The organism is Streptomyces shenzhenensis (genome assembly GCF_003688995.1).
GTDB lineage: Bacteria > Actinomycetota > Actinomycetes > Streptomycetales > Streptomycetaceae > Streptomyces > Streptomyces shenzhenensis_A.
This window is the reverse complement of record NZ_PENI01000029.1, coordinates 92428-108241: the sequence shown is the minus strand read 5'-3', so window position 1 is coordinate 108241 and position 15814 is coordinate 92428. Positions and strand designations below refer to the sequence as shown.

Annotated in this window: 15 protein-coding genes; 7 read left to right on the top strand and 8 right to left on the bottom strand. The window is 70.6% G+C overall.

All coding sequences use genetic code 11. From position 1 onward, the window contains the following. The first annotated feature begins 10 nt into the window (after positions 1-10). Positions 11-721 carry a phosphatase PAP2 family protein gene (locus CTZ28_RS34305; RefSeq protein WP_121893636.1) on the top strand — a complete coding sequence of 237 codons (711 nt, stop codon included), beginning with the start codon at positions 11-13 and terminating at the stop codon, positions 719-721. A 547-nt stretch (positions 722-1268) separates the two neighbouring features. Here CTZ28_RS34305 and CTZ28_RS34300 read toward each other — a convergent pair. Continuing rightward, positions 1269-2849, bottom strand: coding sequence for an FAD-binding oxidoreductase (locus CTZ28_RS34300; RefSeq protein ID WP_121893635.1), 1581 nt, complete (start codon positions 2847-2849; stop codon positions 1269-1271). 355 nt (positions 2850-3204) lie between these two features. On the opposite strand from CTZ28_RS34300, the gene pstS reads away from it, so the two are divergent. The 4 genes from pstS (at position 3205) to pstB (ending at position 7404) form a co-directional block, all read left to right on the top strand. Further along, positions 3205-4341, top strand: a complete 1137-nt coding sequence (gene pstS / locus CTZ28_RS34295) for a phosphate ABC transporter substrate-binding protein PstS (RefSeq protein ID WP_121893634.1) — start codon at positions 3205-3207, stop codon at positions 4339-4341. Positions 4342-4480: 139 nt separating this feature from the next. Beyond that, positions 4481-5491, top strand: coding sequence for a phosphate ABC transporter permease subunit PstC (gene pstC / locus CTZ28_RS34290; RefSeq protein WP_121893633.1), 1011 nt, complete (start codon positions 4481-4483; stop codon positions 5489-5491). Further along, entirely contained in the window at positions 5488-6552 is a 1065-nt protein-coding gene (pstA, locus tag CTZ28_RS34285; protein ID WP_121893632.1) for a phosphate ABC transporter permease PstA, read from the top strand. The genes pstC and pstA overlap by 4 nt, the downstream gene beginning before the upstream one ends. A 75-nt stretch (positions 6553-6627) precedes the next feature. Beyond that, complete coding sequence (pstB, locus tag CTZ28_RS34280; RefSeq protein ID WP_121893631.1) at positions 6628-7404, top strand: phosphate ABC transporter ATP-binding protein PstB; 777 nt, start codon at positions 6628-6630, stop codon at positions 7402-7404. A gap of 344 nt (positions 7405-7748) precedes the next feature. On the opposite strand, the gene CTZ28_RS34275 is transcribed toward pstB, so the two are convergent. Continuing rightward, entirely contained in the window at positions 7749-8747 is a 999-nt protein-coding gene (locus CTZ28_RS34275; protein WP_121893630.1) for an inorganic phosphate transporter, read from the bottom strand. A 7-nt stretch (positions 8748-8754) separates the two neighbouring features. Further along, the gene (locus CTZ28_RS34270; protein WP_121893629.1) at positions 8755-9375 is read right to left on the bottom strand and encodes a DUF47 domain-containing protein; all 621 of its coding nucleotides are present in this window, start codon (positions 9373-9375) and stop codon (positions 8755-8757) included. Positions 9376-9563: 188 nt separating this feature from the next. On the opposite strand from CTZ28_RS34270, the gene CTZ28_RS34265 reads away from it, so the two are divergent. Next, positions 9564-9914 (top strand): metal-sensitive transcriptional regulator, encoded by a 351-nt coding sequence (locus tag CTZ28_RS34265; protein WP_121893628.1) that lies wholly within the window; start codon positions 9564-9566, stop codon positions 9912-9914. 183 nt (positions 9915-10097) lie between these two features. On the opposite strand, the gene CTZ28_RS47355 is transcribed toward CTZ28_RS34265, so the two are convergent. Further along, positions 10098-10274, bottom strand: coding sequence for a hypothetical protein (locus tag CTZ28_RS47355; protein WP_183154724.1), 177 nt, complete (start codon positions 10272-10274; stop codon positions 10098-10100). A gap of 71 nt (positions 10275-10345) precedes the next feature. Next, positions 10346-11197, bottom strand: a complete 852-nt coding sequence (locus CTZ28_RS34260) for an SCO4651 family lipoprotein (protein WP_121893627.1) — start codon at positions 11195-11197, stop codon at positions 10346-10348. Between the two features lie 156 nt (positions 11198-11353). Between CTZ28_RS34260 and CTZ28_RS47350 the strand changes: the two genes are divergently transcribed. Beyond that, on the top strand, positions 11354-11527 hold the full coding sequence (locus CTZ28_RS47350) for a hypothetical protein (protein WP_183154723.1): 174 nt from the start codon (positions 11354-11356) through the stop codon (positions 11525-11527). Positions 11528-11590: 63 nt separating this feature from the next. Here CTZ28_RS47350 and CTZ28_RS34250 read toward each other — a convergent pair whose 3' ends face one another. From CTZ28_RS34250 to CTZ28_RS34240, 3 genes are read right to left on the bottom strand one after another with little or no spacing between them, the layout of a single operon-like run. Then, on the bottom strand, positions 11591-12025 hold the full coding sequence (locus CTZ28_RS34250) for an NUDIX hydrolase (RefSeq protein ID WP_121893625.1): 435 nt from the start codon (positions 12023-12025) through the stop codon (positions 11591-11593). Positions 12026-12044: 19 nt separating this feature from the next. Further along, positions 12045-13109, bottom strand: a complete 1065-nt coding sequence (locus CTZ28_RS34245) for a CHAD domain-containing protein (protein ID WP_121893624.1) — start codon at positions 13107-13109, stop codon at positions 12045-12047. After that, positions 13090-15495, bottom strand: a complete 2406-nt coding sequence (locus CTZ28_RS34240; protein WP_121893623.1) for an RNA degradosome polyphosphate kinase — start codon at positions 15493-15495, stop codon at positions 13090-13092. Before CTZ28_RS34240 ends, CTZ28_RS34245 begins: the two co-directional genes overlap by 20 nt. Positions 15496-15814: the final 319 nt, after the last annotated feature.

The following is a 15814-nucleotide window of genomic DNA, read 5'->3' as shown; positions in this document are numbered from 1 at the left end:
CCGTAGCACCATGGCTGTACTCGCCGAATCCGGATCGAACCCCGACGTCGACCTGCTCTACGACATCAACGGACTCGCCAAGGACGCGCCCCGGTGGTTCGACCGGGTCATGGAGTTCGTGGGCGAGTACGGGCTGCTGCTCGCCATGGTGCTGCTGGTGGTGTGGTGCTGGTGGTCCGTGCGGCGCCGGTCCGACAGCGACGAGGAGGCCGCCGCGTCGGTCGCCGCGCTGATGTGGGCGCCGCTCGCGGCCGCCGTCGCCGCGCTGGTGAACGTGCCGATCCGGGGGTTCGTGGCGCGCCCCCGCCCCTTCCTCGACCATCAGGGGCTGGAGGTGCTCGTCTCCGGCAAGACGGACTACTCCTTCGTGAGCGACCACGCGACGATCACCATGGCGCTCGCGGTCGGGCTGTTCGTGGCCAACCGGAGGTTCGGGATCGCCGGGCTCGGGCTGGCTCTGTCGGAGGGGTTCTGCCGGGTCTACATGGGCGTGCACTACCCGACGGACGTCGTCGGCGGGTTCGCGCTCGGCACGGCCGTCGTGCTGCTGCTGTCCCCGCTGGCCATGGCCCTGCTCACGCCGGTGATGCGGGCGGTGGTCCGGTCGCCGCGGGCCGGGTGGCTGATCCGGCGGCGCACACCGGCGGGCGGCCGGGGCGATGCGGTGGTCCCGGGCGCCCGGCAGCCGGCGCCATCCGAGGAGCGAGACCTGGCGGCCTGACGCGGGTTCGGCGGCGGTCCGCCTCAACCGGCGGCGGTCCGCTCCCACCTGGCGGCGGTCCGCCTTAACCGGCGTCGGTCGGCTCTCGCCTGGCGGTGGTCCGCTCTCACCCGCGGCGGTCGGCCCCGTGCCTGGCGGCGGTCTGTCTCAACCGGCGTTGGTCGGCTCTCGCCTGGCGGTGGTCCGCTCTCACCCGCGGCGGTCGGCCCCGTGCCTGGCGGCGGTCTGTCTCAACCGGCGTTGGTCGGCTCTCGCCTGGCGGTGGTCCGCTCTCACCCGCGGCGGTCGGCCCCGTGCCTGGCGGCGGTCTGTCTCAACCGGCGTTGGTCGGCTCTCGCCTGGCGGTGGTCCGCTCTCACCCGCGGCGGTCGGCCCCGTGCCCGGAGGTGGTCTGTTTCGGCCTGCCGGTGGCCGGTCCCGACCACGGACGCGGCCTTCTTCGACTCGGCGGGACGGCGCGCATGCGGAGGCGGCCTGCCGTATGTCTGTGGTCTGTCGCAACTCGGCAGTGGGTGGGCAAACGAAGGTCGTACGGCCGCAGCGGGGTTCACAGCGACTGCGGGTAGGTGAAGAAACGGCCCGGGTCGTACTGCTTCTTCACCTGGGCCAGGCGGGACGCGGCATCGCCGTAGTACGCCGTGCGCCAGTTCGTCAGGGTCGGGTCCGTGTAGTTCTGGTAGGCCGCGCCGGAGGCGTACGGCTTCATCGCGCCGTGCGCCTCGGTCAGCCAGGACTGTGCCGCGGTCCCCGAAGTGCCCGCCTTCCAGGACGCGATGTACTGGGCCAGCATCCGGGAGCGGCGGTGCACGAAGGCCGTCGCCGTGGGGGAGACGCGGTTGACCGCGCCGCCGAGTGCCGTCAGGGCGATGCTGCACGAGCCGCCGCGGGCGGTCTGCATCTGGTTCAGGAGCGTCCGCACGCCGGCCGGCGCGAGCGACCGGTCGAAGAAGTCCGAGCGGGCGGCGTACGTCTCGCGGCCCAGCGCGCCCTGCGGGGAGCGGCCTGGGGTGGAGCCGGGCAGATGGCACTGGGCCTGCGCGGAGAAGGACGAACAGCCCGCGTAGATCTCCATCGCCTCCGCGTAGCCCCGGCGGCGCAGGGACACGCTCGACGCGCTCGCGCCCACCGTGGCGGCCAGGCGGTCCACGGCGTTCTGGAGTTCGCCGTAGGTGCCAAGGGAGAAGACGGAGAGGGACACGGTGGGGGCGCGGCCGGGCGTGCGGTCGAGGTGCAGGGCCGACCAGATCTCGTCGGGCTGGTCGGGGCCCCAGTCCTGCCAGGCCCGGATCAGGGCGGCCGCCCTGGCCCACGGCCAGGTCAGGTATCCGGTGACGGCCTGTGGCGCCGGGTGGGTGGCGAAGCGCAGTTCGGTGACGACGCCGAAGTTGCCGTTGCCGGCGCCGCGCAGGGCCCAGAACAGGTCCTTGTGGGTCCGGGCGTCGGCGGTGATCTGCTTGCCGTCGGCCGTGATCAGGGTGGCCCCGGTCAGGCTGTCGCAGGTCAGGCCGTAGGCGCGGGAGACGACTCCGTGGCCGCCGCCGAGGACGAGGCCGGAGACGCCGACCGTGGGGCAGGAACCCGCCGGTATGGTCACGCCCTTGGCGGTCAGCGCGCGGTAGACGTCGATCAGTTTGGCGCCGGCGCCGACGACCGCCTGCCCGCCGCTCACCCGGATCCGGTTCAGCTGCGAGACGTCGACGACGAGACGGCCGTTCCCGGACGACCAGCCCGCGTAGGAGTGGCCGCCGTTGCGTATCGCGACGCGCAGGCCGTGCGCCCCGGCGTACGCCAGGGTGGTCCGGATGTCGTCCGGGTGGGCGACGTAGGCCACCGCCGCGGGCTTCAGGCCGTCGAAGCGGGTGTTGTAGAGGAGGCGGGCCGTGTTCCAGGCCGCGTCCCCGGGGCGGATCAGCGGCCCGTCGAGCTCGCGGGCGAGGGCGCGCCAGTCGGCGACGGCCGTCGCGCTGGCGGTCTTCAGCGGCGTACGGGAGGATGTGGAGCCGAGGGGCGCGCCGGCCGCGCGCGTCGAGGAACCGGCGGACGGACTCGGACCGCCCGAGCAGCCTGTCGCCACGGCGGCCGTCGCCAGTGCCGCCGCGCCATGTGAGATGAACGTACGCCGTTCCATGCCCGTGCCCTTCGTCGGCTTGCGTGGAACGAGACGGAGCGCCGGTGCGAAGGGTTCCACGGCCGTCGAATATATGTGCCGTCTGCACGTTACTCACACCGCCGGGCCGCCGGGTGGACCGCCTTTGCTGACGCAGGGGTTGGGACCTCGATGTGCCCTCCCCGTAAGCATTCCGTGACCTTACCGGGCCGACGGCAGGGGTTCACCCTGCGTTCACCAATGGCCATCGGCGGCTTCACCTGTTCTGCCTAATTTCGGCCGTACACGGTGCCCTGTGCGGCAGGACGGCGCAGACGCACCACGACGACTACGCGCGCCGCCGACGGTGGCGGCTCCTTGGAAGGAACTCCCGAAAGTGAAGCTTCAGCGCAAGAACCGGCTGCGCGCCCTTTCCCTCGGTGCTGTGGCCGTCTCCGGCGCCCTGGCCCTGACGGCGTGCGGCTCGGACGACACCGGCAGTGACAAGGCAAGCGACTCCTCCTCCTCTTCCTCGTCGGCCAGCGCCAGCTCCATCGCGTGTGACGACGCCAAGGGTCAGCTGCTGTCGGACGGCTCCTCCGCGCAGAAGAACGCGATCGACGCGTGGGTGGCCGAGTTCTCCAAGGCCTGCCAGGTGCAGATCAACTACAAGGCCGGCGGTTCCGGTGCCGGTATCACCTCCTTCAACCAGGGCCAGCTCGCCTTCGCCGGTTCCGACTCGGCGCTGAAGCCCGAGGAGATCACGGCCTCCAAGAAGGTCTGCACCGGCGGCCAGGGCATCGACCTCCCGATGGTCGGCGGCCCGATCGCGGTCGGCTACAACCTGGAGGGCGTGGACACCCTGGTCCTGGACGCCCCGACGCTTGCCAAGATCTTCGACGGCAAGATCACCAACTGGAACGACGCGGCCATCAAGAAGCTGAACCCCGACGCGAAGCTTCCTGACCTCAAGATCCAGGCGTACCACCGCTCGGACGAGTCCGGCACCACGGACAACTTCACCAAGTACCTGAAGGCCGCCACGCCGGAGAACTGGAAGTACGAGGGTGGCAAGGCCTGGCAGGCCAAGGGTGGCCAGGCTGCCGCCCAGTCCTCGGGTGTGGCCGCCGGTGTCAAGCAGACCAACGGCGCCATCGGCTACTTCGAGCTGTCCTACGTCGCCGACGGCATGAAGGCCGTCAGCATCGACACGGGTGCCAGCGCGCCGGTCGCCCCGAGCAGCGACGCCGCCTCGAAGGCGATCGCCGACGCCAAGGTCGTGGGCACGGGCCAGGACCTGGCGCTCGAGCTGAACTACGCGACCAAGGCCGAGGGCGCCTACCCGGTCACCCTCGTCACCTACGAGGTCGTCTGCGACAAGGGCAACAAGGCGGACACCCTGCCCGCCACCAAGGCGTTCCTGAACTACATCGCCTCCGAAGACGGCCAGGGCAAGCTCGCCGGCCTCGGCTACGCCCCCATCCCCGCCGACATCATCTCCAAGGTCCGCACCACCATCTCGGGCCTGAGCTGAACTGAGAGTGCGGCCCGGTCCCGGGTCTGATCCCGGGGCCGGGCCGCACCCGTCCGGTGCACCGCCGCCATGAGCCGTGCGACGTGTACGGCTTCGCAGAGCCGTATCGCGCATACGGCTCCGCAGACCGGAGAACCCGATGGACATAACGACACATAACACAACAGACGCGCCTCCCCCCACCCCCCAGCCGACCGAGGCCGAGCGGAAGCCCGCGGCCCGCGGCGCCACCCGAGCCGGAGACCGGATCTTCCTCGGTCTCTCCCGTGGCTCGGGCATCCTGCTGCTGGTGATCATGGCCGCGATCGCGGTCTTCCTCACCTACCGGGCGACCCTCGCCATCAGCAAGGACCACGGCAACTTCCTGACCACCCTCGAGTGGAACACGGGCGTCCAGCCGCCGTCCTTCGGCATCGCCGTCCTGGCCTACGGCACGGTGATCTCCTCGATCATCGCCATGGTCCTCGCGGTCCCGATCGCGGTCGCGATCGCGCTGTTCCTCACCCACTACGCCCCGCGCCGGCTGCGCGGCCCGATCGCCTATGTGATCGACCTGCTCGCCGCCGTGCCGTCCATCGTCTACGGCCTGTGGGGCGCACTGGTGCTCGTGCCGCACCTGAACGGCCTCTTCGGCTGGCTGAACGACTACCTCGGCTGGACCGGCATCTTCTCCTGGGAGGAGACTGCCCCGCGCTCGATGCTCACCGTCGGCATCCTGCTCGCGATCATGATCCTGCCGGTCATCACCAACGTGAGCCGCGAGGTCTTCCGTCAGGTCCCGCAGATGCACGAGGAGGCGGCCCTGGCCCTCGGCGCCACGCGCTGGGAGGTCATCCGCATGGCCGTGCTGCCCTTCGGCCGCTCCGGTGTGATCTCCGCCTCGATGCTCGGCCTCGGCCGCGCGCTCGGCGAGACGATGGCCGTCGCGACCGTGCTCTCCCCGGACTTCCTCATCCACGCCAGCCTGCTCAACACGGGCGGCGGCACCTTCGCCCAGAACATCGCCAGCAAGTTCGGCGAGGCGAACGAGTTCGGCCGTGACGCGCTGATCGCCTCCGGTCTGGTCCTGTTCGTCATCACCCTGCTGGTCAACGGCGCGGCCCGCATGATCATCGCGCGCCGTGCGGAGTACTCGGGGGCCAACGCATGAGCAACGCCGCCATCGTCGACAAGCGCCCCAGCGCCCTGCGCGGCGCCAGCATGCCGAAGTGGTCGCCGTGGGCGATCGCCGCCGGCTCGGTGGCCGTGGCCATCGGCATCTCCCTGGTCGCCGGCTTCGACAGCAAGATCCAGTGGGGCCTGCTGTCCGGGCTGATCTTCCTCATCGCCACCTACGGCATCGCCGCCCGCGTCGAGGGCCGCCGCCAGGCCAAGGACCGCATCGCGACCGGCCTGGTCTGGGTCGCCTTTCTGGTCGCCCTCATACCGCTGCTCTCTCTGGTGTGGACGACCGTCTCGCGCGGCGTGAAGGTCCTCGACATCTACTTCCTGACCCACTCGATGGGCATCGTCGCCGACGCCCAGCCGGGCGGTGGCGTCTACCACGCCATCATCGGCAGCCTGGAGCAGGTCGGCCTCGCCACGATCATCGCCGCACCGATCGGCATCCTCACCGCGGTCTACCTCGTCGAGTACGGCGGCCGCGGCAGGCTCGCCCGCGCCGTCACCTTCTTCGTGGACGTGATGACCGGTGTCCCGTCGATCGTCGCGGGTCTGTTCATCCTCAGCCTCATGCTGATCTTCGAGATGGAGCCGTTCGGCTTCGCCGGTTCGCTGGCCCTGGCCATCCTGATGATGCCGGTGGTCGTGCGCTCCACGGAGGAGATGCTCAAGCTCGTTCCGAACGAGCTGCGTGAGGCGTCCCTCGCGCTCGGCGTCCCGAAGTGGCGCACCATCCTGAAGGTGGTCCTGCCGACCTCGATCGGCGGCATCACGACCGGCGTCATGCTGGCGATCGCCCGTATCGCCGGTGAGACCGCGCCCGTGCTGCTGCTGGTGTTCGGCAACCGGTTCATCAACAACAACCCGTTCGAGGGTGCGCAGCAGTCGCTGCCGCTGTACATCTACCAGCAGTACTCGCAGAGCGCCGGCGAGAACACGGCGTACGACCGGGCCTGGGCGGCTTCGCTCACCCTGATCGCCTTCGTGATGATCCTCAACCTCGTGGCCCGCGGCATCGCCCGCTGGAAGGCTCCGAAGTCCGGTCGCTGAGGCGACAATCTCTGGCTCCGCCGGGTGGGGCCATACAGCGAACCGATACCCCCCTCGAAAGAAGCAGTGATTTCCATGGCCAAGCGAATTGACGTCAGCGGCCTCAGCGCCTACTACGGATCCTTCCGGGCCATCGAGGACATCTCGATGACCATCGAGCCCCGTACCGTCACGGCCTTCATCGGCCCGTCCGGCTGCGGCAAGTCCACCTTCCTGCGCACCCTCAACCGGATGCACGAGGTGACGTCGGGCGGCCGGGTCGAGGGCAAGGTCATGCTCGACGACGAGAACCTGTACGGCGCCGGGGTCGACCCGGTGGCCGTGCGGCGCGAGGTCGGCATGGTCTTCCAGCGCCCGAACCCGTTCCCGACGATGTCGGTGTTCGAGAACGTCGCGGCGGGCCTGCGGCTGAACGGCTCGTACAAGAAGAGCGCGCTGGAGGACATAGTCGAGAAGTCGCTCCGCGGCGCGAACCTCTGGAACGAGGTGAAGGACCGCCTGAACAAGCCCGGTTCGGGTCTCTCCGGTGGTCAGCAGCAGCGTCTGTGCATCGCCCGCGCCATCGCGGTGGAGCCGAAGGTGCTGCTCATGGACGAGCCCTGCTCGGCCCTCGACCCCATCTCGACCCTCGCGATCGAGGATCTGATCGGCGAGCTGAAGGACCGCTTCACGATCGTCATCGTGACGCACAACATGCAGCAGGCGGCGCGGGTCTCCGACCGCACGGCGTTCTTCAACCTCGCGGCGGTCGGGCAGCCCGGCAAGCTGATCGAGATCGACGACACCGAGCGCATCTTCTCCAACCCGTCGGTGCAGGCGACGGAGGACTACATCTCCGGCCGCTTCGGCTGAGCGCTCCGCTGGAAATGCCGCGAGGTGCCGTCGGTGGTCCGCGGCACCATCGTGGCCGGCCTCGCAGTTCCCCGCGCCCCTTCAGGGCGCTGCCGAACCGCAGCGGACTTCACCGGACCTGCTCAGGCCGACGCTGCCAAGAACCCCTCGCGGTGCTGCATGGCGGTGCCACCGCGAGGATGAGAAGGGCCCGCCCCTGGCTCCCGGGGGCGGGCCCGCTCGTCGTTTCCGGGTCACTGCTCCCGGGCGGCCGGTTCTTCCGGCCGGTGCTCTCGGCTGACTGGTCCGTGCCGAGCGATCCCACGTGTGCTGCCCTTCCCCCGTGCTCCCCCGTGCCCGGTGGCCTACAGGAACGCCAGGTCCACGATGCCGAACACCGCAGCCGCGACCAGTGCGGCCGCCGGCATCGTGATGAACCAGCCGAGGACGATGTTCTTCGCGACGCCCCAGCGGACCGCGTTCACGCGCTTGGTCGCGCCGACGCCCATGATGGCCGAGGTGATGACGTGGGTCGTGGAGATCGGCGCCTTGAACAGGAACGCCGTGGTGAACATGATCGACGCGCCGGTGGTCTCGGCCGCGAAGCCCTGCGGCGGGTCCAGCTCGATGATCTTGCGGCCGAGGGTGCGCATGATGCGCCAGCCGCCCGCGTAGGTGCCGAGCGACAGCATCACGGCGCACACGATCTTGACCCAGACCGGGATCGGGTCGCCGTAGGTCTCATGGCCGGAGATCACCAGGGCCATCACCACGACACCCATGGTCTTCTGGGCGTCCTGGAGGCCGTGCCCGAGCGCCATGCCGGCCGCGGACACGGTCTGGGCGATACGGAAGCCCCGCTTGGCCTTGTGCGGGTTGGCCCGCCGGAAGATCCACATGATGGCCGTCATCACCAGATAGCCGACGATCAGGCCGACCACCGGCGACACGAACATCGGAATGATGATCTTGTCGACGACACCGTTCCAGAACACGGTGGTGCCGCCCGCAAGCGCCGCGCCCACCAGGCCGCCGAACAGGGCGTGCGAGGAGGAGGACGGCAGGCCGAAGTACCAGGTGAGCAGGTTCCAGGCGATGGCCCCCAGCAGCGCGGAGAAGAGGATGCCCATCCCGTGCGAGCCCTGGGGGGTCTGGATCAGGCCCTCGCTGACGGTCTTGGCGACACCGCTGCCCAGGAAGGCGCCTGCGAGGTTCATCACGGCCGCCATCGCCAGCGCGGCCCGTGGGGTCAGCGCCCGCGTCGACACCGAGGTGGCGATCGCGTTCGCGGAGTCGTGGAATCCGTTCGTATACGTGAAAAAGAGCGCGACCGCGACGGTCACGACCAGGGCGAAGGTGTCCATCGACGCCTCAGGACTCCTTGACGGCGATGGTCTCCACCGTGTTCGCCACGTGCTCGAACGCGTCCGCGGCCTCTTCCAGCACATCCACGATCTGCTTGAGCTTCAGCACCTCGATCGCGTCGTACTTGCCGTTGAAGAGGTGCGCGAGCAGCTTTCTGTGGATTTGGTCCGCCTGGTTCTCCAGGCGGTTCACCTCGATCCAGTACTCGGTGAGGTTGTCCATGGTGCGCAGGCTCGGCATCGCCTCGGCCGTCAGCTCCGCCGCCCGGGCCAGCACCTCGATCTGCTGCTCGACGCCCTTCGGGAGTTCCTCGATGTTGTAGAGGACGACCAGGTCGACGGCCTCCTCCATGAAGTCCATGATGTCGTCGAGGGACGACGCGAGGGAATAGATGTCCTCGCGGTCGAAGGGCGTGATGAACGAGGAGTTCAGCTGGTGGAAGATCGCATGCGTGGCGTCGTCACCTGCGTGTTCCGCGGCCCTCATACGCTCTGCGATCTCGGCCCGGGCGGGTGCGTCCGCCCCGAGCAGTTCCATCAGGAGTTTCGAGCCGGTGACGATGTTGTCCGCGGATGCGGCGAACATGTCGTAGAAGCTCGTCTCCCTGGGGGTCAGACGAAAGCGCACTTGGGGTCCTTGGTATGCATCGGTTTCGGTCAGCCTGATGCTAAGCGCATCATCCGGTCATGGCTAAGGGGCCGTCCCCCAGTGTCACCCATAGGGCAAAGTGATCAGCACGGGGGCGTACCAAGGGCCCTATACCCAGCAAAGTTCGTTACGATATACCCGCCAGGGGTATGTGTCTGGAGGACGCGATGACGACCACCGAGGCCGGCGCGACGGCGCCCTCCGAGAGGCCGCTCGGGGGCACCGGCGAGAACGTGACGCACGGGTACCACAAGCAGAAGGACGAGCACCTCAAGCGGCTGCGCCGGATCGAGGGGCAGATCCGCGGGCTGCAGCGCATGGTCGACGAGGACGTCTACTGCATCGACATACTCACGCAGGTGTCGGCCTCCACGAAGGCCCTGCAGTCCTTCGCGCTGCAACTGCTGGAGGAGCATCTGCGGCACTGTGTCGCCGACGCGGCCGTCAAGGGCGGCAGCGAGATCGACGCGAAGGTGGAAGAGGCGACGAAGGCGATCGGCCGCCTGCTGCGCACCTGAACCCCGACCCGGGACGGGGCACGACGCGCCCTGCCCGGCGGAACTTCGGGGATTACCGGAGGGCTCACGTCGTGGGGGTGAGGTGCTTCCGCCGGCGGGGGTTTCAGCCTGCGGGGGAGGGCTTCGCGCGCTGTGGGGTGGGGTTTTCTCCGGCGGTGTTTCCTGCCCGGCGGGTCGCGGGGTTCAGGGTGTGGGTGGGTCGGGGTCTTCTGTGACTTTTAGCACCTTGTCGATGCTTTCCAGGCTGAGCCGGTCCTCTTCGGAGGCCGAGGCCGCGATGATCAGCTCGCCGCACAGTTCGATCTCGGCGAGGGCCACGTGGTCCTGAACCGCCGTACCGCCGCCCGGAGCCACGCGCATCACCTCGTTTCTGCCACCACCGGCTTCCTAGGGTAGGCAGTGGTCTACACACCGCGCATGGCACGGACGGGCTAGTTCGCGGGCTGGTCCTCCGCGATCCGGCCCGCGTAGATGTCCCGCGGGCGCGGCAGCTTCACCTCCACGTCGGCACCGAAGTCGTACAGCAGCGTCGTCGACGCGACCGCGACCGGGGTCTTCTGCTGGCCGTTGACGAAGCTGAACCGCTGCCGGAGCTTGCGGATGCGGCCCTGCTCGTCGAGGTATACGTCGAACGGGACCTCGGCCTTGGCGAACCCCTTGGCCGCCGCCGCGAGGGTGGCCCGGTTGCCCGCCGAGGCCGCCCGAGCCGCGGCGGCGAGGTCGGCGGTGCCCCGGTAGTGCCGCACCGCGGTGCCGCCCACCTCGGTGAGGCCCACATACGTCGCCGTCCGGGTGCCGCGCAGCAGCTCCGCGGCGGCGTACGGGTCGGTCGCGCCGCCCGTCACCAGGTTGCCGTCGGAGAGCGTCGCCGTGTCCACCCGGACCCACTTGTCGGTGGGCACCCCGGCACCCCGGTTCTTCATGTACAGCGCGCCCGGCGCGAGCAGCTCGGTGATCGGCCGGTGCTCGGCGGCCCCCGTCGGGTCCTGCGGCAGTACGACCGTGAGCTGCCCAACCTGCCTGCGGTAGTCGTAGCGCCCCTTGCCGCGGATGGTGACCCGGGTGCCGCCGGTCGCCATCTCCATCGACGTGCCCACCCGTGAGCTGCCCGCGGTGCGCAGGGCGTCGGCGGCGCGGTGCAGGGTGGTGACCGGATCGGCCGGGCCGCGCGCGTCGGCGGCCGCGTCGCTGCCGGCACACCCCGTGGCGCACACGCCCGGGCCCACCAGCATCACCGCCGCGACGACCGTACCGCCCGCCGTCCTGTGCTGCCGCCGATCCATTGCCTGCCTACCCCCGGTACGTCCGTCACGGGCCCCCTGTCGTTCCGCTTAACGACGGGTGGGGAGTGCCGTCACGCGCGTCGGCGGGCCGGGAAACCCACGGGGTTCCGTCGGGCACGGCGTTTGGCCGCCCGCAAGATCGGTAACGTTGTCGAAGTGGCGCAGCAGGACGGGCCGGAGCGGGCTCGTGACGGACAGGAACACCGCACGACGACCGATGAGCAGGGCCGCTTCTGCGTGGCCCGCTGCACCTGCGGCTGGCGCGGACCGGCCCGCCGGGCGCGCAGCCAGGCCCGTGCGGACGCGGCGGGGCACTCGGCGATCCCCTGAGGGCAAGACGCCCATGACGGAGCCCGCGGCGCCGACGGAAACACCCGGGGCACGCGAGCGGTGTCAGCTCGCCGGCCCCCGATGCTCGAACTGGCGTACAAGGGCGTCGACGAGATCCCGGTCGCGGGGCTGGGTGAGGCGGTCACGGGCCGCGGCGGGGGCGAGCCAGAGGATGCGGTCCACCTCGTCATTGGGCGCGAAGCCGCCCGCCGCGGCCTCGGCCGCCCAGTAACGCACCTGTTTCGGGCGGCCGTTGGCCGGATAGTGCAGGGTGGGCAGCTCGGCACCGGGGGCGGCGGCGTAGCCGGTCTCCTCGGCCACCTCGCGCAGGGCGCCGGCCAGTGCCGCCTCGCCGCGTTTCAGTTTGCCCTTGGGGTGGGACCAGTCGTCGTACTTCGGCCGGTGGACGAGGCAGATCTCCACCTGGCCGTCGACGGGGGAGCGGCGCCACAGGACGCAGCCTGCCGCCTGGACGGTGGTGTCATTCGTGCTGGTCACCGGTTGGTCACCCTCCTGGTCAGGGAGCGCTGACCGGCTGCTTCTGCCAGGACTGCTGGAACTCGAACCGCGCTGCCTCCACCTCGTGCCGCTGGTCGGCGTGGAGCACGCCGAGCGCGTACGCCGTCGCGGGCGCGATGCGCGGGGTGCGGGCGGCCTGTGCCGCCGCGCCGGCCGCCTCAGCGGCGTCCCGGTGCCGGTCCAGCGCCCGGCCGGCCGCGAGCAGCCGCAGCTCGGCCGGGGGCGCGCCGAGCCCGCCGCCGCACAGGACCTCGCGGGCGTAGCGGTGCAGCCGCAGCAGCAGCCGCACCTGGTGCCAGGGGCCGTCCTGCGGGTGCGGGGTGGGGTCCGGGGACAGCCCGTGGACCAGGGCCTCCGCGTTGTACGGGTGCCCGGCGGTGACCAGGGGCAGCGCGGCGATGGCGTCCATGAGGCGCTCCTCGGCCGCCGCAGCGGCCGGCCGCAGGTCGGTGGTCACGGCGGCCGGGGTGAGCGGGACCTCGCTGGCCAGCACGGCGACCTTGTCGGCGACCGCGTGGAAGCGGGAGGAGCCGAGGGCCTGCAGGGCGGTGGAGTGGGCCCGGGTCCGGGCGAGGGTGAGCTGGCGTTCCAGCAGGGCGCCCGCCTTGGCCGCGCCCACGGTGAGGTTGCCGCGTTCCTGGGCGGGCGGGCCGGAACCGGGGGCCGCGGGGCCGGCGCCGGAGGTCACCGACTGCGCCGGGAACGGCGACGAACCGGACAGCCGGTGCAGCGCGAGCAACAGCCGCTCCAGCCGGGCCTCGTACGCGTGCTCCATCCCCAGCGTCCCCGACAGCCAGGCCAGTTCGGGGCGCATCTCCTCCGACCAGTCGGCGTCGAGGAGCGGGCGGAAGGTGTGCAGGCTGCCGCTGATGCGGCGGGCCGAGCGGCGCAGGGCGCGCGCCGCGTCGACGGGCTCCTCCGTACCGGCGGACGTACCGGTCTCCCGGTGCAGCCGCAGCGCGCGCAGGAACTCCGTGGCCTGGGCGCGCAGATAGACCGCGAGGGCGTCTCCGGTCACCACTCCGGCCGCGGGGTCCGTCGGTTCAAGGTGTTGCTGTGCCACGCCGGCGCCTCCGGGCGTCTATGAGCATCTCCTGGACGTTGCGCAGGGGCTGTCCGTCCGCGTCGATCGCATGCCGGGTCCACTCGCCGTCGGGGCCCAGGTGCCAGGAGGAGGTGGTGTCGGACATACCGGTTTCGAGCAGTCGGTTGAGGGCCGCCCGGTGGGCCGGGTCGGTGACCCTGACCAGTGCCTCGATCCGGCGGTCGAGGTTGCGGTGCATCATGTCGGCGCTGCCGATCCACACTTCGGGCTCGCCGCCGTTGCCGAAGACGAACACCCGGGAGTGTTCCAGGAAGCGGCCGAGGACGGAGCGGACCCGGATGTTCTCCGAGAGACCCGCGACGCCCGGACGGAGCGCGCAGATGCCGCGCACCCAGACGTCCACCGGCACGCCCGCCTGGGACGCCCGGTAGAGGGAGTCGATGACGGCCTCGTCCACCATGGAGTTGACCTTGATGCGGATGACGGCGGGACGGCCCGCACGGTGGTGCTGGGCCTCCTTGTCGATCCGCGCGACCAGCCCGTCCCGCAGGGACTTGGGCGCGACCAGCAGCCGGCGGTACGTCTCGCGGCGCGAGTAACCGGAGAGCCGGTTGAACAGGTCGGACAGGTCGGCGCCGACCTGCGGGTCCGCCGTCAGCAGGCCCAGGTCCTCGTAGAGCCGGGCCGTCTTCGGGTGGTAGTTGCCGGTACCGACATGGCTGTAGCGCCGGAGCGTCTCGCCCTCCTGGCGCACCACCAGGGACAGCTTGGAGTGCGTCTTCAGGCCGACCAGGCCGTACACGACATGGCAGCCGGCCTCCTCCAGCTTGCGCGCCCACTTGATGTTGGCGTGCTCGTCGAACCTGGCCTTGATCTCGACCAGGACGAGCACCTGCTTGCCGGACTCGGCGGCGTCGATGAGCGCGTCGACTATGGGGGAGTCGCCCGAGGTCCGGTACAGGGTCTGCTTGATGGCGAGGACGTCGGGGTCCTCGGCCGCCTGCTGGAGGAACGCCTGCACCGAGGTCGAGAAGGAGTCGTACGGGTGGTGCAGCAGCACGTCCCGGCCGCGCAGCGCGGCGAAGATGTCCGGCTCGGAGGCCGACTCGACCTCGGCGAGGTCGCGGTGGGTGCCGGCGACGAACTTCGGGTACTTCAGCTCGGGCCGGTCGAGGCTGTGGATGCGGAAGAGGCCGGTGAGGTCCAGGGGGCCGGGCAGCGGGTAGACCTCGGCCTCGCTGATCTTCAGTTCGCGCACCAGCAGGTCGAGCACCTCGCGGTCGATGGACTCCTCGACCTCCAGGCGCACCGGCGGCCCGAAGCGGCGCCGCATGAGTTCCTTCTCCAGGGCCTGGAGCAGGTTCTCGGCGTCGTCCTCCTCGACCTCCAGGTCCTCGTTGCGGGTCACCCGGAAGGCGTGGTGCTCCAGCACCTCCATGCCCGGGAACAGCTCTTCGAGGTGGGCGGCGATGACGTCCTCGAGGGGGACGTAGCGGCCGGGGGCGGCCTCCAGGAAGCGGGAGAGCAGCGGCGGCACCTTCACCCGGGCGAAGTGCCTGTGGCCGCTGACCGGGTTCCGTACCACCACGGCCAGGTTCAGGGACAGGCCGGAGATGTACGGGAAGGGGTGCGCCGGGTCGACCGCCAGGGGGGTCAGGACCGGGAAGATCTGGTGCCGGAACAGGGTGAAGAGGCGGGCCTGCTCCTTCTCGGTCAGCTCGTTCCAGCGGACCAGGTGGATGCCCTCCTCCGCGAGGGCGGGGGCGACGTCCTCGTGGTAGCAGGCGGCGTGCCGGGCCATCAGCTCGCGGGAGCGGGCCCAGATCATCTCCAGCACCTCGCGGGGCTGGAGGCCGGAGGCGGACCGGGTGGCGACGCCCGCCGCGATGCGGCGCTTCAGGCCGGCCACCCGGACCATGAAGAACTCGTCCAGGTTGCTGGCGAAGATCGCCAGGAAGTTCGCCCGCTCCAGGAGGGGCGTGTTCGGGTCCTCGGCGAGTTCGAGGACCCGCTCGTTGAACGCGAGCCAGCTGCGCTCCCGGTCGAGGAAGCGCCCTTGTGGCAACTGGGCCCCGTCGGTCTGCGACTCCTCGTATGCGTCGAGATCGGCGTCGAGATCGGGTTCCAGATCGGAGACCGCCGCCGCCACGGTGTGCGGGCGGTGCGCGGCAATGGAGCCCACGGAGGGCTGTGTGTTTGCATGAGCGCCGCGGCCCGCAGGGCCTCCACCAAGGGTGGTGGTGGGAGACGGGTGGGACTCGGCCTGGGTGTTCTGGCTCATGTGTCCATTGTTCCGCGCGACCAGGGAGAAGGGCGCGTCGGAACGTGCGGGAGGGAGCCTCACGGTCCCGTTCCCGCCGGGCCCCTCGGGGGGCGGCGAAGGCTCTGGCGCGGCGGTCTTCATTGACTGAGCGTCGCAAGCCCGTCTGAATCAATGGTTACGGAGACATGACGTGCGGGATAGCGCGGAGCGGCTCCCCGGCGTCCACGGCGGCGACGGTCCCGTGCGTTCCCTTTTTTGTGGCGGGGGACGCGCGGGGCCGTCGGGGTGCCGGATCGTGGTCAGTGCGTCACCCCGCGGGGCGGGGCCCGGGGCGGTGCGGCTCACGCCGTGGTGCTGGTGTCGGTCATGCCGTGGCCTGCGCTGTGCCGTGCAGTGGCGAGGGTTCCGTGCGTTCCCCTTTGTGGCGGGGGACGCGCGGGGCCGTCGGGGTGCTGGGGCT

Coding starts and splice junctions, on each gene's coding strand:
- CTZ28_RS34305 (WP_121893636.1), top strand. CDS start 11: ATGGCTGTACTCGCCGAATCCGGATCGAACCCCGACGTCGACCTGCTC.
- CTZ28_RS34300 (WP_121893635.1), bottom strand. CDS start 2,849: ATGGAACGGCGTACGTTCATCTCACATGGCGCGGCGGCACTGGCGACG.
- pstC (WP_121893633.1), top strand. CDS start 4,481: ATGGACATAACGACACATAACACAACAGACGCGCCTCCCCCCACCCCC.
- pstA (WP_121893632.1), top strand. CDS start 5,488: ATGAGCAACGCCGCCATCGTCGACAAGCGCCCCAGCGCCCTGCGCGGC.
- pstB (WP_121893631.1), top strand. CDS start 6,628: ATGGCCAAGCGAATTGACGTCAGCGGCCTCAGCGCCTACTACGGATCC.
- CTZ28_RS34275 (WP_121893630.1), bottom strand. CDS start 8,747: ATGGACACCTTCGCCCTGGTCGTGACCGTCGCGGTCGCGCTCTTTTTC.
- CTZ28_RS34265 (WP_121893628.1), top strand. CDS start 9,564: ATGACGACCACCGAGGCCGGCGCGACGGCGCCCTCCGAGAGGCCGCTC.
- CTZ28_RS47355 (WP_183154724.1), bottom strand. CDS start 10,274: ATGCGCGTGGCTCCGGGCGGCGGTACGGCGGTTCAGGACCACGTGGCC.
- CTZ28_RS34260 (WP_121893627.1), bottom strand. CDS start 11,197: ATGGATCGGCGGCAGCACAGGACGGCGGGCGGTACGGTCGTCGCGGCG.
- CTZ28_RS34240 (WP_121893623.1), bottom strand. CDS start 15,495: ATGAAGACCGCCGCGCCAGAGCCTTCGCCGCCCCCCGAGGGGCCCGGC.